The sequence below is a fragment of the Streptomyces sp. LUP30 genome (assembly GCF_001746365.1).
Classification (GTDB): domain Bacteria; phylum Actinomycetota; class Actinomycetes; order Streptomycetales; family Streptomycetaceae; genus Streptomyces.
In genome coordinates this window covers 26,784-48,336 of sequence record NZ_MJAJ01000060.1, presented here as the reverse complement: position 1 = coordinate 48,336, position 21,553 = coordinate 26,784, and the positions used below count along the sequence as shown (strand labels likewise).

The following is a 21,553-nucleotide window of genomic DNA, read 5'->3' as shown; positions in this document are numbered from 1 at the left end:
AGGCGTCAAGTGGCGCGGGCGTGCCGAACATGCGTGCGCGGCGGCCCTGGGGACGGGCCGCCGCACGGGAGCAGGTGTCGGGGGGGCGGGGTGAGGTCAGGAGGTGGGCCGGTGGTGCGGGAGGGGGTGGCCGACGCGGGAAGAGGTCGGCCCGTGCGGGGAGGATCAGGGTCGGGCGTTGGTCGCGAGCAGCAGGATGACGTCGTAGACCTCTTCGACGAGTCCGTCGGGGAACGCCCGCATCAGGTGCTCGCGCTCCTCCGCGAGGAAGGCCGCGGTCGCCTCCTCGCCCCGGACCAGGAAGATCGAGTGGCTGCCGATGTTGGCCAGGTGCGTGTCGACGGGGACGCGGCGGCTCCAGCGCACCTCGCGGCGGACCAGGTCCAGGCGGCCCGTGGGATCGACGGTGCGGTCGCTCACGTTCCTGTCGGCGGCCGGGACGCCCTCCCCGAAGGCCCGTTCGATGCGCCGTCCCTGCTCGGCGAGCCAGGGCACCTCCGGGGCGTCGGTGTTCCACCAGAGCGCCAGCGCCCCGCCCGGACGCAGCACGCGCAGGGCCTCCGGGACCGCGCGGGACGGGTCGGTCCAGTGCCAGGACTGGGCGTAGGTGAGGAAGTCGAAGGTGGCGTCGGCCAGCGGGAGGTGGTTGCCGTCGCCTCGGACGACCGTCACCTCGGGGAGGACGCGGCGGAACTGCGCGGCCATGCCCTCCCCGGGTTCGACGGCGACGACGTCCGCACCGCGAGCGTGCAGGAGAGCGGTCGAGATGCCGGTGCCCGCCCCGACGTCCGCGACCCGCGCACCGGCGAGGCGGCGGCCGGCGAGTTCCTCGATCGCGTCGAGGAGGGCGGCCGGGTAGGAAGGGCGGTTGGCGGCGTACTGGGCCGCGGCGGAGTTGAAGGAGTGGGCTCGGGCTGCGTGGGAGGAGACCGTCATGGGGCCATGCTCGCGGGGGGCGGGCGGGGAGGGGAACGGGTTTGCGAACCTGTGGCGTCAGGGGTGGCGGGAAGCCGGGTCCGGCCCGGAACCCCGGGGGCTGGAGCGGTCGTCAGTTGGAGCGGCGTTTTTTCGAGGGGTTGCCGGTGCGGCGGGCGGTGCGGGCGGTGTGGCGGCGGCGGGCCTCTTCGAGTTCCCTGCGGTGCAGGCTCTCGCCGGGGGCCTCGGTGAGGGTGCGGAAGAAGTAGGCGAGCAGTGAGCCCACGAAGCCGATGGCCAGCAGGCCGCGCAGGGAGGCCTGGCGGTCGGGGTCGGGGCGCTTGGCGAAGCCGTCCCAGGTGTGGCGGAAGGCGAGGGCGCTGCAGACGGCGAACATCACGACGACCAGGAGCGTCACGAAGCCGCCGAGGTCGGCGATGGCGATGCCCTGGTAGGCGAGGCGCAGAACGACGCAGGAGACCGCCGCGGCGACGAGGGAGCCGGCGGCCGCGGCGACCCGGCGGGCCGCGTAACCGCGGGGGCCGGGATCGTGGTCCACCCAGGTGGTGCCGAAGAAGCGGAGGGGCTCCGGGAGGGGGCCGGTCCCCGAGCCGGTACCCGCGGCGGAGGTTCCGGCCGCCTGGCTGGTCGGGGCGCCCGGGGAGCCCGTCGAAGTGTCCGGGGTGCCGTTTTCGTCGCTCACGGGACGATTATGGCTCCGGGCGGGCGCGGGCTTCCGGCTGGGCTGCCCGAAGCCTCCCCGAGGAGACTCCGGGCAGCCCGTCGGCGTCGGATCAGGCGCAGCCCGTCGGCGTCGGATCAGCCGCAGCGCGAGGCGACGTAGCCGTCGCTGCCCGTGCGCACATACGCGTCCGAGACGAACTGGCCGTCCCCGATGTTGTCCCAGATGCTCGTCGTGCCGTACGGGCCGGAGACCGAGGTGCCCGGCGTCTGGCAGAAGATCGGGACCTTGACGCCCTCGGCCAGGACCTTGACGACCGGGTAGCCGGTGCCCGGACCGCTGCGCACGTTCAGCCGGACGCCCGGGGCAACCGGGTAGTACGTGAGGGCCACCGTCTTGAGGTCCGCCGCCGTGACGGCCACCGCTGTTTCGGCGCTTTCGACCTCTTCCACACGGTCCACAGACATGAAAAAACCTCCCCCGTCGGACCCCATGACTGCCATGGGGTCCCGTTGATTCCCCCGAAACCCGCAATGAAACACCTGTGCAGAATTCGTACGCGCAGGCTAGCAAGCCGCCTCTGTCTCTCACGCGGCATCGACTAGGCTCCGTGCGTCGCGCGCGCGGTTGAACAGCACGGGGGTGGTCCATGTCGCCACAGCGCAACACCGGGGCGGGCGCGGAAGCGGAACTTCCGGAGTACGCCGGCCACTACCGCCTGCGGGAATGCCTGGGCTCCGGTGGCATGGGTGTGGTGCACCTGGCTCACAGCACCTCCGGGATGAAGGTCGCGGTGAAGGTCGTGCACGCCCGCTTCGCCCGCGATCCCGAGTTCAGAGGACGATTCCGGCAGGAGGTGGCCGCGGCTCGGCGAGTGAGCGGCGCGTTCACCGCGCCCGTCGTCGACGCCGACCCGGAGGCCGAACGGCCTTGGATGGCGACCCTGTTCATTCCCGGATCGACCCTCGCCGAGCAGGTGAAGCGGAACGGCCCCATGAGATCCGGGGAGTTGCGGCGGTTGATGGCCGGGCTCGCCGAGGCGCTGCGGGACATCCACCGCGTCGGGGTCGTCCACCGGGATCTCAAGCCGAGCAACGTACTGCTCGCCGAGGACGGCCCGAAGGTGATCGACTTCGGCATCTCCCGGCCGAAGGACAGCGAACTGCGCACCGAGACCGGCAAGTTGATCGGAACACCGCCCTTCATGGCGCCGGAGCAGTTCAGGCGGCCCCGTGAGGTCGGCCCGGCGGCCGACGTCTTCGCGCTCGGGTCGGTGATGGTGCACGCGGCGACCGGGCGCGGACCGTTCGACTCCGACAGCCCCTATGTCGTCGCCTACCAGGTCGTCCATGACGAGCCGGATCTGACCGGCGTGCCGGACAACCTCGCGCCGCTGGTCTCGCGCTGCCTCGCCAAGGAGCCCGAGGAGCGGCCCACTCCCGACGAGTTGATGCGCGAGCTGCGGTCGGTGGCGGCCTCGTACGACACGCAGTCGTTCATACCGTCACAGCGAACGCTGGGGGACGAACGGACGGATCCCGCAGGCGTGGGCGGCCCGGCGGACCCACCGGCTTCGGCTGCTCCGGGGGCGCCGGAGCTTTCGGGGCTTCCGGGGATTTCGGGGCTTTCGGCTGCTCCCGGGGCTCCCGGTGAGCCGTCGGGGGCGGAGTCCGAGCGGCCGGGCGGGGCCGAGCCGGGGGCGGACCCGCGGCCCGGGCCGTGGGCGCGGGCTCGGTCCGGGGTCCGGGGGCGGCGCAGACGGGTCGCTCTCGCCGTCGGCTCGCTGGTCGTCGTCCTGACGGGCAGCGGGCTCGGCGTCACGTGGCTGCTCGGCGACGGCGACGCAGGCCATGGTGCGCGGGGAGGCGCGGCCGGGTCGCACTCCGCGGCGCCCGCCTTCAGCCCCTGGAGCACCCGGCCGGCCAAGGCCGGAACCGGCGTGGCCGCGGGCGCCGCTCCGGGCGGCATGCCGCTGTGCACGTCCGGCGCGAAGCGGCTGGTCTGCGCGCAGTCGGGGCTGGTGTCCGCGTTGGGCGCCGACGACGGGCGCGTGCTGTGGCGGCATGTGCTCGCCGACGGCGACCGGCCGGGCGAGGCGCCCGTGCTCGCGGGCGGCGTGGCGCTGGTGGTCACGCACGCGGGCAGGCTGGTCGAGGCGCTGGACCCGGCGTCGGGCGCGGTGCGCTGGCAGCAGGACCTGTCGGGGTACGAGAGTCTGCGCGCCGCCGGCGACACCCTGCTGCTGTCCGCGGCCGACGGAACGGTCACCGGCGTGGCGGCGGCGACGGGCGAGAAGACCTGGAGCCGCCGGATCCCGGGGGTGAGCGAGCCCTACTTCACGTCGTTCCCCGGCGATCCGCTGGCGTACGCGTCGAGCGTCTCGGACGACGGGCACACCAGGATCACGGCGGTGGATCCCGTGACCGGCAAGGTGCGGTGGAAGGAACGGCTCGGCGGCGCGCTCAAACTGGTGGGCACCAACGCCGGGAGCGCGATCCTGGTGTCCCAGGGCAGCGACTACGGCACGGTCGACGCCGTGGTCCGCTACAACCCGGCGGACCGGGCGGCGCGGCGGGTACGGCTCGATGTCGCGCTGCAGGAGGCGCAGGCCGCGGTGCACGGGGACCAGGTGTATCTGCTGGCCTTCGACGGGACGCTGGCGGCCGTCGACACGGCCGCCGAGAAGCAGGTGTGGTCCCTGCAGACGGCCGTGAGCCGGGGCTCGGCGCCGGCCGCCGACGGTGGGCACGTCTACTTCAGCGCGGCCGACGGCCGTCTCCTCGCCGTCGACGCGGAGGACGGCAGGCTCGTCGGGCAGACGGCGTTGCGGCTCGGCGCCCACTCGGACCGGGTGGTGGCCACGCTGCCCGCGCCCGAGGCGGTCGGCGGCCGGGTCTACGCCGGCGCTCCCGACGGAACCGTCTTCGCGGTGGACGGGCGGGATCCGGCAGGCTGGTGAGACGCGGCCGCACCACCCCGGCGGCCCTGCACCCCGATGGCCGTCGTCGGCGTCGGCGTCGGCGTCGCCCTCCGGTCGCCCTTGGCGGTGGACGGGCCGAGGGCCGCCTCCGACGTGCGGAGACGGCCCTCACGGGAACATCGGGCGGACGTCAGCCGAGCTTCGACACGTCCCGCACGGCGCCCTTGTCGGCGCTCGTCGCCATGGCTGCGTAGGCGCGCAGCGCGGCGGACACCTTGCGCTCGCGGTTCTTCGGGGCGTAGACGCCGCCGAGGGCCGCCTCGCGCCGGGCCAGCTCGGCGTCGTCGACGAGGAGCTCGATCGTGCGGTTCGGGATGTCGATGCGGATGCGGTCGCCGTCCTCGACCAGGGCGATCGTGCCGCCGGACGCCGCCTCGGGCGAGGCGTGGCCGATCGACAGGCCCGAGGTGCCGCCGGAGAAGCGGCCGTCGGTGATCAGCGCGCAGGTCTTGCCCAGGCCGCGGCCCTTGAGGAAGGACGTCGGGTAGAGCATCTCCTGCATGCCCGGGCCGCCCTTGGGACCCTCGTAGCGGATGACGACGACGTCGCCGTCGGTCACCTGCTTGTTGAGGATCTTCTCGACGGCCTCCTCCTGCGACTCGCAGACGACCGCCGGGCCCTCGAAGGTCCAGATCGACTCGTCGACGCCGGCCGTCTTGACCACACAGCCGTCGACGGCGAGGTTGCCGCGCAGGACGGCGAGACCGCCGTCCTTGCTGTAGGCGTGCTCGGCGGAGCGGATGCAGCCGCCCTCGGCGTCCTGGTCCAGCGCCTCCCAGCGCTCGGACTGGGAGAAGGCCTCGGCGGAGCGGACGCAGCCGGGGGCCGCGTGCCAGAGTTCCAGGGCCTCGGGGGACGGCGAGCCGGCGCGGACGTCCCACGTCTTCAGCCAGTCCCCGAGTGACGGGCTGTGGACCGAGTGCACGTCCTCGTTGAGCAGGCCCGCGCGGTGCAGTTCGCCGAGCAGGGCGGGGATGCCGCCGGCACGGTGCACGTCCTCCATGTAGTACGTGCGGTTCTTCGCGACGTTCGGCGCCACCTTCGCCAGACAGGGCACGCGGCGCGAGACCTCGTTGATCTCCTCCAGTCCGAACGGGACGCCCGCCTCCTGGGCGGCCGCGAGGAGGTGCAGGATCGTGTTGGTGGAGCCGCCCATCGCGATGTCGAGGGCCATCGCGTTCTCGAAGGCCGCGATGGTGGCGATGTTGCGCGGCAGGACCGTCTCGTCGTCCTGCTCGTAGTAGCGGCGGGTGATGTCCATCACCGTGCGGCCGGCGTCCTCGTACAGCGCCCGGCGGGCCGTGTGGGTGGCCAGGACCGAACCGTTGCCGGGGAGGGAGAGGCCGATGGCCTCGGTCAGGCAGTTCATCGAGTTGGCGGTGAACATGCCGGAACAGGAGCCGCAGGTCGGACAGGCGTTCTCCTCGATGCGGAGGATGTCCTCGTCGGAGATCTTGTCGTTGACGGCGTCGGAGATCGCGTCGACCAGGTCGAGGGTGCGGACCGTGCCGTCGACGAGCGTGGCGCGGCCGGACTCCATCGGGCCGCCGGACACGAACACCGTGGGGATGTTCAGCCGCAGGGCCGCGTTCAGCATGCCGGGGGTGATCTTGTCGCAGTTGGAGATGCAGATCAGGGCGTCCGCGCAGTGCGCCTCGACCATGTACTCCACGCTGTCCGCGATCAGGTCGCGGGAGGGCAGGCTGTAGAGCATGCCGCCGTGGCCCATCGCGATGCCGTCGTCGACGGCGATCGTGTTGAACTCGCGCGGGATGCCGCCGGCCTCCCGGATGGCCTCGCTGACGATCCGGCCGACCGGCTGGAGGTGCGTGTGGCCGGGCACGAACTCGGTGAAGCTGTTCGCCACCGCGATGATCGGCTTCCGGCCGATGTCCGCACCGGGTACACCGGAGGCGCGCATAAGGGCGCGGGCGCCCGCCATGTTGCGTCCGTGGGTGACTGTGCGGGACCTCAGCTCGGGCATCGTCGCTCGCTCCTTCAGACGGATGGGGCTGTTAATGAGCGTACGCCGGTCATCCAGGGGGCGGGACGAGGTGTCCGGAATGCGGGACGCATGTCTCGGCGCCGGCCGCCGTCACGGCCCGGTCAGATGCCCCTGCACGACCGGCGCCACGCGCGCGATGATCTGTTCCAGGTCGGCCGAGGCCAGCGGCTCCACCTTGATCACGTACCGCAGCATCGCGCACCCCACCAGCTGCGCCGCGGCCAGCTCGGCGCGCAGCTCGGCGTCCGGCAGGTCGAGCTGGGAGGCGATGCGGCGCAGCAGCTGGGAGGCGACCAGGCGGCGGAAGACGGCGGCCGCGGTGTCGTTGTTGACGGCGGAGCGCACGATCGCCAGCAGCGGCTTGCGGGTGGTGGGGTTCTCCCACACGCCGAGGATGAAGCGGGCGAGACGTTCGCCGACCTGGTCCGGCGGCCCGTCGGCGACCGCCGTCGGCGCGTTCAGCGCGGGCGCGAAGGCCACCTCGATCGCGGCCTCGAAGACCTGCTCCTTCGTGCCGAAGTAGTGGTGGACCAGCGCCGGATCCACGCCGGCCGCCTTGGCGATCCCGCGCACGGACGTCTTGTCGTAGCCCCGCTCGGAGAACTCCTCGCGGGCGGCGGTCAGGATGAGGTCGCGGGTGTCGGCCGACTCGGCCCGCGGGGGCCGGCCGCGCCCTCGGGCGGTGACGCCGCTCACCGGCGGCGCGCCTTCGCCGACGAGCGCGACGACCGGGCAGACCGCCGGGACGACGAGGCCGGGGACTGCGACGAGGCCGGGGCGCGGGGCGCGGACCGGGGCGCGGGCGACGAAGGGGACGAGGGCGATGCGAGATGCAGGCGCGTGAAGGCCAGAGCCTCCGCCAGATCGGCCTCCCGTTCGGCGCCGGACATCGCACGCCGGGTGTTGACCTCGATGACGACATGCCCGTCGAAGCCGGTCAGCGCGAGCCGCTCCAGCAGTTCGGCACAGGGCTGGGAGCCGCGGCCGGGCACCAGGTGCTCGTCCTTCGCCGAACCGTTTCCGTCGGCGAGATGGACGTGGCCCAGGCGGTCGGCCATGCGGTCGACCATCTGCATCGCGTCCGTGCGGGCCGTCGAGGCGTGGCTGAGGTCGATGGTGAAGTGCCGGTAGTCGTCCTTCGTGACGTCCCAGTCGGGCGCGTACGCGAGCATCTCGCGGTCGCGGTAGCGCCACGGGTACATGTTCTCGACGGCGAACCGCACATCCGTCTCGTCCGCCATCCGCCAGATGCCGGTGACGAAGTCGCGCGCGTACTGGCGCTGCCACCGGAACGGCGGGTGGACGACGACGGTGCTCGCGCCGAGCCTCTCCGCGGCCGCGCGGGCCCGCTGGAGCTTGGTCCACGGGTCGGTCGACCACACCCGCTGGGTGATGAGCAGGCAGGGGGCGTGCACGGCGAGGATGGGGATCCGGTGGAAGTCGCTGAGTCTGCGCAGCGCGTCGATGTCCTGGCTGACCGGGTCGTTCCAGACCATGACCTCGACGCCGTCGTATCCGAGGCGTGCGGCGATCTCGAAGGCCGTCGCCGTCGACTCCGGATAGACCGAGGCAGTCGACAGGGCGACCTTCGCATCCGGGATCCGCACGACTGGCTCTGCCATGGGGGACAGGTTACGGGGTGGGATCGGGTGGGTGCGGGGCACCTGCGCCCCGGACGCCCGCGCGCAGTTGTGCCGTCGCGCCGTCCCGCGTGCCGTCCCGCCGCCGCGACCGCCGCATTGTCGGGTCCGTCACGTCCCCCTGCCGTCCGCCCCGTCCGTGTCGTTCATCGCGTTCGACGGGTGCACCCTGTCCGTCAGCTCGGCCCCGTCCGTCAGGTCGACGCCATGTGATCGAGCTTGCGCAGGATGACGCCCTCCCTGAGCGCCCACGGGCAGACCTCCAGCGTCTCGACGCCGAACAGGTCCATCGCGCCCTCGGCCACCAGCGCGCCCGCCACGAGCTGGCTCGCACGGCCTTCCGAGACGCCGGGGAGCTCCGCCCGCTGGGCCGACGTCATCCCGGCCAGGCGGGGCACCCAGGCCTCCAGGGACTCGCGCTTGAGCTGACGCTGGGTGTACGGGCCGTCGGCGGACCGGGCGGCGCCCGCGATGCGGGCGAGCTGCCGGAAGGTCTTCGACGTGGCGACCACGTGGTCGGGGGCGCCGAAGCGGGCGAACTCGCCGACCGTGCGGGCGATCTGCGCGCGGACGTGGCGGCGCAGGGCTCGTATGTCCTCGGCGGCGGGCGGGTCGCCGGGCAGCCAGCCCGCGGTGAGCCGGCCCGCGCCGAGCGGCAGCGAGACGGCCGCGTCGGGCTGCTCGTCGATGCCGTACGCGATCTCCAGGGAACCGCCGCCGATGTCCAGGACCAGCAGCTTTCCGGCCGACCAGCCGAACCAGCGGCGGGCTGCGAGGAAGGTGAGCCGGGCCTCCTCGGCGCCGGTGAGGACCTGGAGCTCGACGCCGGTCTCGGTCTGCACGCGCGCGAGGACGTCGTCGGCGTTGCTGGCCTCGCGCACGGCGGAGGTCGCGAAGGGCAGCAGATCCTCGACGCCCTTGTCCTCGGCTGCCTGGAGGGCGTCCTTGACGACGGCGATCAGTTTGTCGACGCCCTCGGGGCCGATCGCTCCGTCCTCGTCGAGGAGTTGGGCAAGGCGCAGTTCCACCTTGTGCGAGTGCGCGGGCAGCGGGCACGCGCCCGGGTGTGCGTCCACCACCAGCAGATGCACTGTGTTCGATCCCACGTCGAGGACACCGAGTCTCATGCAGGGAACGCTACTGCCCACCGGGCGATCCCGGTTGTGCGGGGCGAAACGGCCGGTCGAGAAGGTGCTGGCCGGGCGGCGGGCGAGGTCCCCGAAGCGGCTCCCGGCGACTTACCCTGGACGGGTGCCAAAGACGAACAAGGCGAAGGCCGACAAATCCACCGCCGGTCCTTCGCGGGCCAAGCCGGTGAAGCCGCCGAAGAAGTCCAGGAAGGACCCGGCCGCGAAGGCTCCGGCTGCCGACGAGAAGGGCCTGGACTTCGCCCGCGCGTGGGTGGAGTTCCCTGACCCGGCCGACGCCGAGCAGGTCTTCCGGTGTGATCTGACCTGGCTGACCTCGCGCTGGAACTGCATCTTCGGCAGCGGCTGCCAGGGCATCCAGGCGGGCCGCGCGGACGACGGGTGCTGCTCGCTGGGCGCCCACTTCTCCGACGAGGACGACGAGAAGCGCGTCGCCGGGCATGTGGCGAGGCTCACCCCGGACATCTGGCAGCACCAGGCCGAGGGCGAGCGCGGCGGCTGGGTCTCGCAGGACGAGGAGGGCTCCCGCCAGACCCGCCCGTTCAACGGCTCGTGCATCTTCCAGAACCGTCCGGGGTTCGCGGGCGGCGCCGGCTGCTCCCTGCACATCCTGGCCCTGCGCGAGGGCCGCGAGCCGCTGGAGACCAAGCCGGACGTCTGCTGGCAGCTTCCGGTGCGGCGGACGTACGACTGGATCGACCGGCCCGACGACACGCGCGTGCTGCAGGTGTCGATCGGTGAGTACGACCGGCGCGGCTGGGGCCCGGGCGGCCATGACCTGCACTGGTGGTGCACGTCGGCGACCTCGGCGCACGGCGCGGGCGACCCGGTGTACGTGTCGTACCGCCCGGAACTGACCGAGCTGATGGGCAAGGCCGGCTACGACCGCCTGGTCGAACTGTGCGAGGAACGCCTCGCCGCACAGCTCCCCCTGCTGGCGCCGCATCCGGCGGACCCGGTCGGCCCGGTCGGTCCGGTGGAGCCCGTCGCCCCGGTGAAGCCGGTCGACTGAGCGCGCCGCGGGCCTGTCGCCGGACGTCACGCCCGGCGACAGACCCGCGGCTGCGTCTACGACGTCGCCGGGTTCGGCGGGTCTCCGTCGGCGGTCGGGGACGGGCTGTCCGGGGCGGACGGGGAGGGATCGCCGTGGGTGGGCTCCGGATCGGCAGAGGTGGGCGGGGCCGTCGGGGTGGGGTCCGCGGAGGGCGGGGCCGTCGGGGTCGGCTCCGGGTCCGACGTCGGGGGCGGACCGCCGGGGCCGTGCCCGTGGCCGTCGCCGGGGTGCGACGGGCCGGGGGCGGTGCCGTAGCCCTCGATGGAGACGACGGCGCCCGCCGGGGCGATCGCCACACGCGCGTGCCAGTGCCCGGAGGGTTCGCGCAGGGGGTCGACGTACACCCGGACCGTCACCGACTCGCCGGGCTTCAGCGTGCCCGTGGAACGGCTCAGGTAGAGCCAGGGGGCCGCGGTGGTGGCCGACCAGTGGATCGGCCTCTCCGCTTCCGGGGACGCGGCGAGGGTGATGAAGGTGGTGTCGCCGCTGGTGACGGCCGTCACGGAGAGCCGGCCGGAGGCGCCGTGGCCCAGTCCGCCGACGCTGATCACCTCCACGGAGACGTCCGGCCCGCCGCCTCTGGACGGATCGGCGCCGGGGCGGGTGCTCACGTTCCCGGCGTTCTCGTACCCGCCCCCCGTCTCGCCGTCGAAGCTGCCGGGGCCGTGCGCCTCGCCGGCGCTGGCCGAGCGGCCCTCGGCCCCCTCCCCCGTCGGCGTGCCGCGATAGGCGGCCCACAGGGCGATCACGGGGGCGGCGACGACGGTGGCGACGACGGTCGTCGTGACGGCACGCGCGCGCAGGCGCTCCCGGCGGGCCGCGCGGTCCTTGGGGTCCATCGGGAAGCCGCGCCGGTCGTAGCGCGGCACGGCGACACCCCGCGCGCGGGCGAGGCGGGCCATGGCGGCGTGCAGCTGCGCGCGGGGCGCTTCCAGGATCGGCAGCTCGGCGGGGGTGACGCCGGCGCCGGGCCAGCGGCCGGGGACGGCGCGCTCGGCGGCGCGGCGGCAGTGCGGGCAGTCGTCGACGTGCCGGACGAGCTCGCGGCGCAGGGCGGCGCTCAGCACGAGCTGGTTCTCACCGGCGAGGCGGCTCACACCGGGACAGCCGCCGGTCTCGACGACGGCGAGCGCCGCGCGCGTGCGCTCGACCTCGCAGGCCGCGGAGGCGAGCAGTTCGCGGGCGGCCGCGAGATCCCTGCCGAGCACGGCGGCGACCTCGTGCGCGGCAAGGTGGTGGCGCACGGCCAGTTCGAGCGCCTCGCGCTGCTCCGGGGAGGTGCCGGCGGCCTCCGGCCAGGCGAGCAGCGCGAGTTCGCGCCGCCGCCGCTCCTGGGGCTCGTCGCGGACGGGTGACGCGAGGGAAGGAGGCGAGGCGGCGGATGCGGTGGCGGACGAGGCTGTGGCGGTCGGAGCTGCGGGCGCCGGGGACGCGGGGGACGCGGGGCGTTTCCCGGTCTGCCGGCAGCGGCCGTCCTGCCGCGCGGCGTGCGTGCTCCGACGTTTCTGCTTGGCCTCGCCGAGCTTGCGCAGACAGGCCCAGCGGGCCAGCGCGTACAGCCAGGCCCGGCGGTCGCCCGCCGCGTCCGGCATCCGCTGTCCGCGCCGCTCGGCGAACGCAAGGGCGTCCCCCAGGGCGGCGATGGCCGCTTCGTGGTCGCACAGGACGGACAGACAGTAGGTGAACAGGCCGTCCAGGTACGGCTCGTAGCGCGCGGGCGGCCGCTGCGCGAGCGTGCGCGCCGCAGCGGTGTCGCGCGCCTCCCGGTGCGCCCGGTGCGCGCCGGTCGTGCGGGTCGAGGTTTCCGGGCTGCTGCTCATCACCCGTGCGACCGTAGGCGGCTCGGAACTAGGTCCACTTGTCCCTTGAGTCCTTTTAATCCGTACGGGTGAAACGATCCCTCATAAGGGGACAGCGGAGGGGGGTCCCATGGCTCGTTCGTGACGGGGCGTGGCCGGATCACAGGGGGCGTCGCCCCTCCCCCCGGCGCGCGCCCCCGTGCGCGGGCCGCGGTTGGAGCGGCGCCGCGGGGTCTCGCGGCGGCCCGGTCGCCCACAGGCGCGTCCGGCTGTCAGTGGCGGCGGTTACGGTTTCCCCCATGGCTGCCCGTACGAAGACCACCAAGGACCGACCGTCCTACCGCTGCACGGAGTGCGGCTGGCAGACGGCCAAGTGGCTCGGCCGCTGCCCCGAGTGCCAGGCGTGGGGGACGGTCGAGGAGTACGGCACGCCCGCGGTCCGCACGACGGCGCCGGGCCGGGTCACCACCTCCGCGCTGCCCATCGGCCAGGTCGACGGCCGCCAGGCCACCGCCCGCCCCACCGGCGTGCCCGAGCTGGACCGCGTCCTGGGCGGCGGACTCGTGCCCGGCGCGGTCGTGCTACTGGCCGGGGAGCCCGGCGTCGGCAAGTCGACGCTCCTGCTGGACGTGGCCGCCAAGTCGGCCAGCGACGAACACCGCACGCTCTACGTCACCGGCGAGGAGTCCGCGTCGCAGGTCCGCCTGCGCGCCGACCGCATCGGCGCCATCGACGACCATCTGTACCTGGCCGCCGAGACCGATCTGGCGGCCGTCCTCGGCCACTTGGACGCCGTCAAGCCGTCCCTGCTGATCGTGGACTCCGTACAGACGGTGGCCTCTCCGGAGATCGACGGAGCGCCCGGCGGAATGGCCCAGGTCCGCGAGGTCGCGGGCGCCCTGATCCGTGCCTCCAAGGAACGCGGCATGTCCACGCTCCTGGTGGGCCACGTCACCAAGGACGGCGCGATCGCCGGCCCCCGCCTCCTCGAACACCTCGTGGACGTCGTCCTGAGCTTCGAGGGCGACCGGCACGCGCGGCTGCGCCTGGTGCGCGGCGTCAAGAACCGTTACGGCGCCACCGACGAGGTCGGCTGCTTCGAACTGCACGACGAGGGCATTACCGGCCTTACGGATCCGAGCGGACTTTTCCTGACCCGTCGTGACGAACCGGTCCCGGGCACCTGTCTGACGGTCACCCTGGAGGGCCGCCGCCCTCTGGTCGCCGAGGTGCAGGCGCTCACCGTGGACTCCCAGATCCCCTCCCCCCGGCGCACGACGTCCGGCCTGGAGACCTCCCGCGTCTCCATGATGCTGGCCGTCCTGGAGCAGCGCGGCCGGATCAGCGCCCTCGGCAAACGGGACATCTACTCGGCCACGGTCGGCGGGGTGAAGCTCTCCGAGCCCGCCGCGGACCTGGCGATCGCCCTCGCCCTGGCCTCCGCCGCGAGCGACACCCCGCTGCCCAAGAACCTCGTCGCGATCGGCGAAGTGGGCCTCGCAGGCGAGGTCAGAAGGGTCACGGGCGTTCAGCGCAGGCTCTCCGAGGCCCATCGCCTGGGCTTCACCCACGCGCTCGTACCGAGCGATCCCGGCAAGATCCCCGCGGGCATGAAGGTCCTGGAAGTCGCGGACATAGGGGACGCGCTGCGGGTCCTGCCGCGCTCCCGTCGCCGAGACGCCCCCCGGGAGTCCGAGGACCGCCGGTAGACTTTGCCCTGGTCTCGCCCGTCCGTACGAAACGAGTGCGCGAAACGGGAGCATCCCAGACCTGTGACCGGAGGAGTGCAGTGGCAGCCAACGACCGGGCGGCAGCTCCCGGAAAGTCCGGTGGGAGTTCCGGCGCCGACGGCCTGATGCGTGCCGCGCTGAGCGCGGTGGCCCCCGGCACGGCCCTGCGCGACGGCCTGGAGAGGATCCTCCGCGGCAACACCGGCGGACTCATCGTGCTGGGCTCGGACAAGACGGTCGAGGCGATGTGCACGGGCGGGTTCGTCCTGGACGTCGAGTTCGCGGCCACCCGCCTGCGTGAGCTGTGCAAGCTCGACGGCGGCATCGTGGTCTCCTCCGACCTGTCGAAGATCCTCCGGGCGGGCGTCCAGCTCGTGCCGGACCCCACGATCCCCACGGAGGAGACGGGCACCCGGCACCGCACGGCGGACCGGGTCAGCAAGCAGGTCGGCTACCCGGTCGTCTCGGTCTCCCAGTCCATGCGCCTGATCGCCCTGTACGTCGACGGACAGCGCCGCGTGCTGGAGGACTCCGCGGCGATCCTGTCCCGCGCGAACCAGGCGCTGGCCACCCTGGAGCGCTACAAGCTCCGCCTGGACGAGGTGGCGGGAACGTTGTCAGCGCTGGAGATCGAGGACCTGGTGACGGTCCGGGACGTCTCCGCGGTGGCACAGCGCCTGGAGATGGTCCGTCGCATCGCCACCGAAATCGCCGAATACGTGGTCGAACTGGGCACGGACGGGCGTCTGCTCGCCCTTCAGCTCGACGAGCTGATCGCAGGTGTGGAGCCGGAGCGCGAGCTGGTGGTCCGCGACTACGTTCCCGAGCCCACGGCCAAGCGTTCCCGCACGGTCGACGAGGCGCTCTACGAGCTGAACGCGCTCTCCCACGCCGAGCTGCTCGAAATGTCCACCGTGGCCCGAGCCTTGGGCTACACCGGCTCCCCCGAGGCGCTCGACTCTGCGGTCTCCCCCCGCGGCTTCCGCCTGCTGGCGAAGGTGCCTCGTCTCCCCGGCGCCATCATCGACCGCCTGGTCGAGCACTTCGGCGGCCTGCAGAAGCTCCTCGCCGCGAGCGTCGACGACCTGCAGACGGTGGACGGCGTGGGCGAGGCGCGCGCCAGGAGCGTCCGCGAGGGCCTGTCCCGGCTGGCGGAGTCGTCGATCCTGGAGCGCTACGTCTGACCGGCAGCCCCGACCGACACCTCTGACCGACACCTCTGACCCACATCTCTGACCGGGCACCTCTGACCGACAGAGCCAGCCGATCCGTCCGACCGGCCCGGCCCGCATGTCCGACCGGTCCGGCGGCCGGCCCGGTGGGCCTGGCGGGCCGGCCCGGCGAGTCCGGCCTGACCGGCGAATCGACCGGCCGGCCTGGCCGGCACGGCCGACGCGGTCCGCCGGACTTCCGGCCTACCGGTGGCTCAGGCGCCTCAGTCGCTCTTCAGCACGAAAGACGTCTGCGCCTTCGCGAACCCCGGGGCCTGGGCCTCCACCAGATACGTGCCCGCCCCGGCCGTCCCCGCCGGAGGCGTGGCGCACTGCGGCGCGCTCGGCTTGCGGTCCCACTTCAGGATGTACGTGAAGCTGCTTCCGGCCGGCACCCGGTACAGCAGGCTTCCGGCCCCCTTGGGGCAGTCCGCCGACGACCAGTAGTCGTCGTCGCCGTCCGCCTTCGTGATCGTCAACACCGCGGCCTTGGGCCCGAGATCGACTTTGCAGTCGGCGGCCGAGCTGTTCTTGGCCGTCAGCCGGAACGTGGGGGGCTCGTCAGGCGAGTACGCGTTGCGATCGCTGCGCAGCGTCAACGTGACCGCGCTCGCGGTGCAGTTGGGCAGCGTCGTCCCGGCCGGCAGCGTCGTGGCCGTGCCGCCGTCGCCCCCGATGGCCCCGGCGCCGCCGCTGCCGCTCGCGCTGCCGTTGACGCCGTCGTCGAGGTCGCCCGAACCGGCCGGACCACCGTCCGAGCCACCGGTTCCGGCGCCGCCGCCCGAGCCCGCACCGGATCCCGTGCCCGAGCCGGACCCACCGGTGGCCCCTGCGCTCGACTCGTCTCGCCCGCCCGGCCTTTGGCTGATCGCGGGCCCCGACCCGGACGGTCCCGGCGTGATGGAGGACGCGGGGTTCTTGCCGCCACCCCCGTCGGCGCCGTTCCTACCGCCGCCTCCGCCCGACGTCATCACCCACAGGACCAGCAAGGCCAACAGGGCGAACACGGACAGCAGTACGGCCCTCCGTCGCCAGTAGATGGAGGAGGGAAGCGGCCCGACCGGATTGCGCAGTGATCCCACGGCCCAAACTGTACGAGAGATCGACGCGTTCGCCGGCCGCACCCGCCGCCCGGAACACAACTTTTCCGGATCATCATTTCGGAAACCGCTCTCCCCGCCCCCGACTTCGTCTCCAGGGGCGGGGCTCCCGTCGGCGATCGCACTCGTCGCAGCTCTGGCCATGGCCGCGTCGCTCGCCCGGGAAGCGCCGTCGGCGCGGCCCGGCGGAGTGGCGGTACGCGCGCGTGCCCCGGTGCGCATGGCAGGATCGGTAGGGCCATGACTGCCCCCACGAAGCCCCCGCACAGCAGCAGCCCCGCCTCCGACCACGCCGGCGCCGACGCCGGCGCCACCGGGGCGGATCTGCACGCCCCGGTGATCCACTGGTTCGACGACCACGCCCGCGACCTCCCGTGGCGGCGCCCCGAGGCCGGGGCGTGGGGTGTGATGGTCAGCGAGTTCATGCTCCAGCAGACGCCGGTCAGCCGTGTCCTTCCGGTCTACGAGCAGTGGCTCGCCCGCTGGCCGCGCCCCGCCGACCTCGCCGCGGAGGCCCCCGGCGAGGCCGTGCGCGCGTGGGGGCGGCTCGGCTACCCCCGTCGCGCCCTGCGGCTGCACGGCGCCGCGGTGGCGATAACGGAACGGCACGGCGGCGATGTGCCGTCCGACCACGCGCAGCTCCTGGCGCTTCCCGGCATCGGCGAGTACACGGCCGCGGCCGTCGCCTCCTTCGCGTACGGCCAGCGACACGCCGTCCTGGACACCAATGTCCGGCGCGTCTTCGCGCGCGCCGTCCGGGGTGTGCAGTACCCGCCGAACGCCACCACGGCCGCCGAACGCAAGCTCGCCCGCGCTCTGCTCCCGGACGACGATTCGACGGCCGCGCGCTGGGCCGCCGCGTCCATGGAGCTCGGCGCGCTCGTCTGCACGGCCAGGAACGAGACGTGCGCACGGTGCCCCATCGCCGCGCAGTGCGCCTGGCGGCTCGCGGGCAAGCCGGAGCACGACGGCCCGCCGCGCCGCGGCCAGACGTACGCCGGCACCGACCGACAGGTCAGGGGCAAGCTGCTCGCCGTTCTGCGTGAGGCGCACGCGCCCGTGCCGCAGGCCGTCCTCGATCGCGTGTGGCACGAGCCGGTGCAACGTGCGCGTGCGCTGGACGGGCTCGTCTCGGACGGACTGGTGGAGCCGCTGCCGGGCGGCCTGTACCGCCTGCCCCTGACCTGACGCACAGTCAGTTCACAGTCAACGGGCTTCGTCACAGCCGTCGTCGGCGTTCGTCACGGCCGTAGTCGGGCGTTTGTCACGGCCGGCAGATGGACGAATCTCCTCATAGTTCTGCGATTCAACCTATCCCCTTACCCCGAACCCACGGCCGTTACACAACCGACGGACAGCTGAGCGCTAGCCGAAGGCTGCTTCGGACAGCGCCGTGACAACACCTCCGTAGCTTCATCTGCGTACCCGGCGGAGACACGACGACGGGACGCAGACCACAAGCAGTGAACCGGCGGCGACCACCGTCGGAACGGGGAATCGGAGGCGGTTGACCATGGCGCAGGGCGAGGTGCTCGAGTTCGAGGAATACGTCCGCACGCGGCAGGACGCGCTGCTGCGCAGCGCCCGCCGGCTCGTCCCGGACCCGGTCGACGCCCAGGACCTGCTGCAGACCGCGCTGGCCCGGACGTACGGCCGCTGGGACGGCATCGCGGACAAGCGGCTCGCGGACGCCTACCTGCGCAGGGTCATGATCAACACGCGGACCGAGTGGTGGCGGGCGCGCAAGCTCGAGGAAGTGCCGACCGAGCAGCTTCCGGACGCCTGTGTGGACGACTCCACCGAGCAGCACGCCGACCGCGCCCTGCTGATGGACGCGATGAAGGTGCTCGCACCCAAGCAGCGGAGTGTCGTCGTGCTGCGACACTGGGAGCAGATGTCCACGGAGGAGACGGCCGCCGCCCTCGGCATGTCGGCCGGAACGGTCAAGAGCACGCTGCACCGGGCGCTCGCCCGGCTCCGCGAGGAGCTGGAAGCCCGCGATCTGGACGCACGCGCGCTGGAGCGTGAGGAGCGGGAGCGTTGCGCGGCGGCCTGACCCAGGCCGGGCCCACACCGGCCCGAGGCACCATCCAGGCGGTGATCACGGCGATGACCGTGCTCGCCGCCCTCGGCCTTTTCGTCTCCGCCTGCGGCACCGGCGGCACCGGCGCCCGCGACGAGGGTCCGGCCCACGCCGACGCGGGGGTGGGCTCCGCGGCCTCGCTCTCGGCCGCCGCCACCGGCCCCCCGGACCGGACGGACGCGGTGCGCCTCGTCAAGGACGACCCCGCGGTCTCGGCGGAGGTCAAGAGCGCGCTGAAGCCCTGCGTGGGCGACGAGTACCCCGTCGACGTGTCGTACGGGCACCTCACCGGCGGCTCCGGCGACGACCTCATCGTCAACGTGCTCACCTGCGGTGACGCCGTCGGCGTCGGCTCCTACGTCTACCGGGAGGACGGCGACGGCTACGCGAACGTCTTCAAGGCGGAGGAGCCCCCGGTCTACGCGGAGATAGACCGCGGCGATCTGGTGGTGACCAAGCAGGTGTACGAGAAGGGCGACCCTGTCTCCAGCCCCTCCGGGGAGAACGTGGTCACCTACCGCTGGGTCGCGGGCCGCTTCCTCAAGGAGTTCAGCTGGCACAACGACTACAGCAGCGTCGTCGGCGGGGAGCCCACACCGACGCCGACGACCGGCTGACCTGCCCAGGAGGACCCGGGCGAAGAAAAATCGCGTCGGCGTGAACCGATCGGGCCCTCCGTTCCGATCATCTGCTGGAGGGGTGCGAGCGGTCGAGGACCCGTGGGCAGTGAACGTTCGCGGCGTTCCATGCGTCCCCCCAAGGGGCGGTCCTGACAGCGCGCGGACAGAAATCCGACAGACTGACCCCCGGCAGACCGACGATCGACAGGCTGACGACCGGCGGACTGCCGACCGACCCGCCGGCTGGACGCCAGCAGAATGCTGACCGACAGTCCGGCGGCCGGCAGGCGCCCCCGCCGACACGCACACGAGTACGCAACGAGAACTGAGAGCACCGGGATGGCAGACCAGACCCACGTTCTGTTCGTCGAGGACGACGACGTCATCCGCGAGGCCACCCAGCTCGCCCTGGAGCGGGACGGCTTCGTGGTCACCGCGATGCCCGACGGCCTGTCCGGCCTGGAGGCGTTCCGCGCCGACCGCCCCGACATCGCGCTGCTGGACGTCATGGTGCCGGGCCTGGACGGCGTGAGCCTGTGCCGGCGCATCCGGGACGAGTCCACCGTGCCGGTGATCATGCTGTCCGCGCGCGCCGACTCCATCGACGTCGTCCTGGGTCTGGAGGCCGGCGCCGACGACTACGTGACCAAGCCGTTCGACGGCGCCGTCCTGGTCGCCCGGATCCGTGCCGTGCTGCGCCGGTTCGGTCACGCGGGCGGCGGCGACCGCACCGAGCCGGACTCCGCCCCCGCCGGCGGTGTGCTGACCTTCGGCGACCTGGAGGTCGACACGGAGGGCATGGAGGTGCGCCGGGCCGGGCAGCCGGTGGCGCTGACCCCGACCGAGATGCGCCTGCTGCTGGAGTTCTCCTCCGCTCCGGGCACCGTCCTGTCGCGGGACAAGCTGCTGGAGCGGGTGTGGGACTACGGCTGGGGCGGAGACACCCGGGTCGTCGACGTCCATGTGCAGCGGCTGCGCACCAAGATCGGCCAGGACCGCATCGAGACGGTCCGCGGCTTCGGCTACAAGTTGAAGGCCTGAGCGGGGCGGAGACAGAAGTATGCGGGGGATGATCCGGTACCGGCGTCCGGCTCGCGCGGAGGGCATGAACCTCCGCACGGGTCTGCGATGGAAGCTGAGCGCGGCGATCGCGCTGGTCGGCGCACTGGTGGCGATCGCGCTCAGCCTGGTCGTGCACAACGCCGCGCGGGTGTCCATGCTGGACAACGCGCGCGATCTCGCCGACGAGCGCGTCCAGATCGCCCAGCGCAACTACGAGCAGTCGGGGCGGCCCAACTTCCCCAACATAAAGATCGACGACTCCGGCCTGCCGCCCGCGCTGCGGGAGAAGGTCCGGGACGGCCGCCGGGCCACGTTCGTCACCGACCGCAGGGGCGGTGTGCCGGACATCTGGGCGGCCGTGCCGGTCAAGGACGGGCATGTGCTGTCCCTGCACACCGGGTTCACCGACCGCAGCACGGACATCCTCAAGGATCTCGACCAGGCCCTGGTGATCGGCTCCATCGCGGTCGTCCTCGGCGGCAGCGCGCTCGGTGTGCTCATCGGCGGCCAGATGTCGCGCCGGCTGCGCAAGGCGGCGGCCGCCGCGAACCAGGTCGCCAGGGGCGAGACGGACGTCCGCGTCCGGGACGCGATAGGCGGGGTCGTGCGGGACGAGACCGACGACCTGGCGAGCGCCGTGGACGCCATGGCGGACACCCTGCAGGCGCGGCTGGAGGCCGAGCGCCGGGTCACCGCGGACATCGCGCACGAACTGCGCACCCCGGTGACAGGACTGCTGACGGCGGCCGAGCTGCTGCCGCCCGGCCGGCCGACCGAACTGGTGCTGGACCGGGCCAAGGCCATGCGCACCCTCGTCGAGGACGTCCTGGAGGTGGCCCGCCTCGACGGCGCCTCGGAGCGTGCCGAACTGCAGGACATCGTGCTCGGCGAGTTCGTGTCCCGCCGGGTCGCCGCCAAGGACCCTGACGTCGAGGTGCGGGTGGTGCACGAGTCGATGGTCACGACCGACCCGCGCCGCCTGGAGCGGGTGCTGTTCAACCTGCTGGCCAACGCCGCCCGGCACGGCAAGCCGCCCATTCAGGTCACCGTCGAGGGCCGGGTCATCCGGGTCCGCGACCACGGCCCCGGGTTTCCCGAAGACCTGCTCGCCGAGGGGCCGAGCCGCTTCCGTACCGGCAGCGCCGACCGCGCGGGGCACGGACACGGGCTCGGGCTCACCATCGCGGCGGGCCAGGCCCGCGTCCTCGGCGCCCGGCTGACCTTCCGCAACGTGCGGCCCGCGGGAGCGCCGGAGCACATACCGTCCGAGGGCGCCGTGGCCGTCCTGTGGCTGCCCGAGCACGCGCCGACCAACACCGGGAGCTATTCCACGATGCCGTGACGCTCGTCGCCCGGCTGTGGCCGTCGCGCCGCTTCCGTCGCAGCGCCGTCCCCGACGCCCTTCACCTGTCGCCTGTCGCCGTCGCCGTCGCCGTAATCGTCACCAGCTCCAAGGGCTTCTTCGCCATGGCATGAGGAAGGCCCCCGGGGCGGACACCGCCGGAGGCCTTCGTTCAGTGCGAG

The 21,553-nt window shown here is 73.1% G+C and carries 19 protein-coding genes; 10 read left to right on the top strand and 9 right to left on the bottom strand.

The genetic code is table 11. From position 1 onward, the window contains the following. Positions 1–165: 165 nt before the first annotated feature. The 3 genes from BG482_RS34595 to BG482_RS34585 all read right to left on the bottom strand — a co-directional run bounded on the left by BG482_RS34595 (position 166) and on the right by BG482_RS34585 (position 2,064). Complete coding sequence (locus BG482_RS34595; RefSeq protein WP_069773168.1) at positions 166–936, bottom strand: class I SAM-dependent methyltransferase; 771 nt, start codon at positions 934–936, stop codon at positions 166–168. 112 nt (positions 937–1,048) lie between these two features. After that, positions 1,049–1,618, bottom strand: coding sequence for a hypothetical protein (locus tag BG482_RS34590; protein ID WP_069773167.1), 570 nt, complete (start codon positions 1,616–1,618; stop codon positions 1,049–1,051). A gap of 116 nt (positions 1,619–1,734) precedes the next feature. Continuing rightward, positions 1,735–2,064, bottom strand: coding sequence for an SH3 domain-containing protein (locus BG482_RS34585; protein ID WP_069773166.1), 330 nt, complete (start codon positions 2,062–2,064; stop codon positions 1,735–1,737). A 182-nt stretch (positions 2,065–2,246) separates the two neighbouring features. On the opposite strand from BG482_RS34585, the gene BG482_RS34580 reads away from it, so the two are divergent. Next, positions 2,247–4,556 (top strand): serine/threonine-protein kinase, encoded by a 2,310-nt coding sequence (locus BG482_RS34580; RefSeq protein ID WP_069773165.1) that lies wholly within the window; start codon positions 2,247–2,249, stop codon positions 4,554–4,556. 151 nt (positions 4,557–4,707) lie between these two features. On the opposite strand, the gene ilvD is transcribed toward BG482_RS34580, so the two are convergent. From ilvD to BG482_RS34560, 4 genes are all read right to left on the bottom strand, one after another. Next, a complete protein-coding gene (ilvD, locus tag BG482_RS34575; protein WP_069773164.1) occupies positions 4,708–6,561 on the bottom strand; it encodes a dihydroxy-acid dehydratase in 1,854 nt (617 codons plus the stop codon). A 111-nt stretch (positions 6,562–6,672) separates the two neighbouring features. Next, entirely contained in the window at positions 6,673–7,278 is a 606-nt protein-coding gene (locus BG482_RS34570; RefSeq protein WP_069773163.1) for a TetR/AcrR family transcriptional regulator, read from the bottom strand. Continuing rightward, on the bottom strand, positions 7,275–8,204 hold the full coding sequence (locus BG482_RS34565; protein WP_079142506.1) for a sugar phosphate isomerase/epimerase: 930 nt from the start codon (positions 8,202–8,204) through the stop codon (positions 7,275–7,277). Before BG482_RS34565 ends, BG482_RS34570 begins: the two co-directional genes overlap by 4 nt. Positions 8,205–8,416: 212 nt before the next feature. Beyond that, positions 8,417–9,349, bottom strand: a complete 933-nt coding sequence (locus BG482_RS34560) for a Ppx/GppA phosphatase family protein (protein ID WP_069773162.1) — start codon at positions 9,347–9,349, stop codon at positions 8,417–8,419. A gap of 124 nt (positions 9,350–9,473) precedes the next feature. Here BG482_RS34560 and BG482_RS34555 point away from each other — a divergent pair, with 124 nt between their 5' ends. After that, positions 9,474–10,382 carry a hypothetical protein gene (locus BG482_RS34555; RefSeq protein WP_069773161.1) on the top strand — a complete coding sequence of 303 codons (909 nt, stop codon included), beginning with the start codon at positions 9,474–9,476 and terminating at the stop codon, positions 10,380–10,382. A 56-nt stretch (positions 10,383–10,438) separates the two neighbouring features. Here BG482_RS34555 and BG482_RS34550 read toward each other — a convergent pair whose 3' ends face one another. Beyond that, positions 10,439–12,244, bottom strand: coding sequence for a hypothetical protein (locus BG482_RS34550; protein WP_079142504.1), 1,806 nt, complete (start codon positions 12,242–12,244; stop codon positions 10,439–10,441). 278 nt (positions 12,245–12,522) lie between these two features. Here BG482_RS34550 and radA point away from each other — a divergent pair, with 278 nt between their 5' ends. Together radA and disA are read left to right on the top strand one after the other, a co-directional pair. Further along, positions 12,523–13,932, top strand: a complete 1,410-nt coding sequence (radA, locus tag BG482_RS34545) for a DNA repair protein RadA (protein ID WP_069773159.1) — start codon at positions 12,523–12,525, stop codon at positions 13,930–13,932. Between the two features lie 80 nt (positions 13,933–14,012). Further along, on the top strand, positions 14,013–15,137 hold the full coding sequence (gene disA / locus BG482_RS34540) for a DNA integrity scanning diadenylate cyclase DisA (protein ID WP_069773158.1): 1,125 nt from the start codon (positions 14,013–14,015) through the stop codon (positions 15,135–15,137). Between the two features lie 251 nt (positions 15,138–15,388). On the opposite strand, the gene BG482_RS34535 is transcribed toward disA, so the two are convergent. Further along, on the bottom strand, positions 15,389–16,246 hold the full coding sequence (locus BG482_RS34535) for a hypothetical protein (protein WP_176741545.1): 858 nt from the start codon (positions 16,244–16,246) through the stop codon (positions 15,389–15,391). Positions 16,247–16,504: 258 nt separating this feature from the next. Here BG482_RS34535 and BG482_RS34530 point away from each other — a divergent pair, with 258 nt between their 5' ends. The 6 genes from BG482_RS34530 to BG482_RS44290 all read left to right on the top strand — a co-directional run bounded on the left by BG482_RS34530 (position 16,505) and on the right by BG482_RS44290 (position 21,505). Continuing rightward, positions 16,505–17,452, top strand: coding sequence for an A/G-specific adenine glycosylase (locus tag BG482_RS34530; RefSeq protein WP_069773157.1), 948 nt, complete (start codon positions 16,505–16,507; stop codon positions 17,450–17,452). A gap of 325 nt (positions 17,453–17,777) precedes the next feature. Next, a complete protein-coding gene (locus BG482_RS34525; RefSeq protein WP_069773156.1) occupies positions 17,778–18,320 on the top strand; it encodes a SigE family RNA polymerase sigma factor in 543 nt (180 codons plus the stop codon). Continuing rightward, positions 18,305–18,964, top strand: a complete 660-nt coding sequence (locus tag BG482_RS34520) for a hypothetical protein (RefSeq protein WP_069773155.1) — start codon at positions 18,305–18,307, stop codon at positions 18,962–18,964. The genes BG482_RS34525 and BG482_RS34520 overlap by 16 nt, the downstream gene beginning before the upstream one ends. Positions 18,965–19,306: 342 nt before the next feature. Beyond that, a complete protein-coding gene (gene cseB / locus BG482_RS34515) occupies positions 19,307–20,008 on the top strand; it encodes a two-component system response regulator CseB (RefSeq protein ID WP_069773154.1) in 702 nt (233 codons plus the stop codon). A gap of 19 nt (positions 20,009–20,027) precedes the next feature. Then, positions 20,028–21,371: a two-component system sensor histidine kinase CseC gene (gene cseC, locus BG482_RS34510; protein WP_069773153.1), complete on the top strand. Its 1,344-nt coding sequence runs from the start codon at positions 20,028–20,030 to the stop codon at positions 21,369–21,371. Then, entirely contained in the window at positions 21,368–21,505 is a 138-nt protein-coding gene (locus BG482_RS44290; protein ID WP_176741544.1) for a hypothetical protein, read from the top strand. Before cseC ends, BG482_RS44290 begins: the two co-directional genes overlap by 4 nt. Positions 21,506–21,553 lie beyond the last annotated feature (48 nt).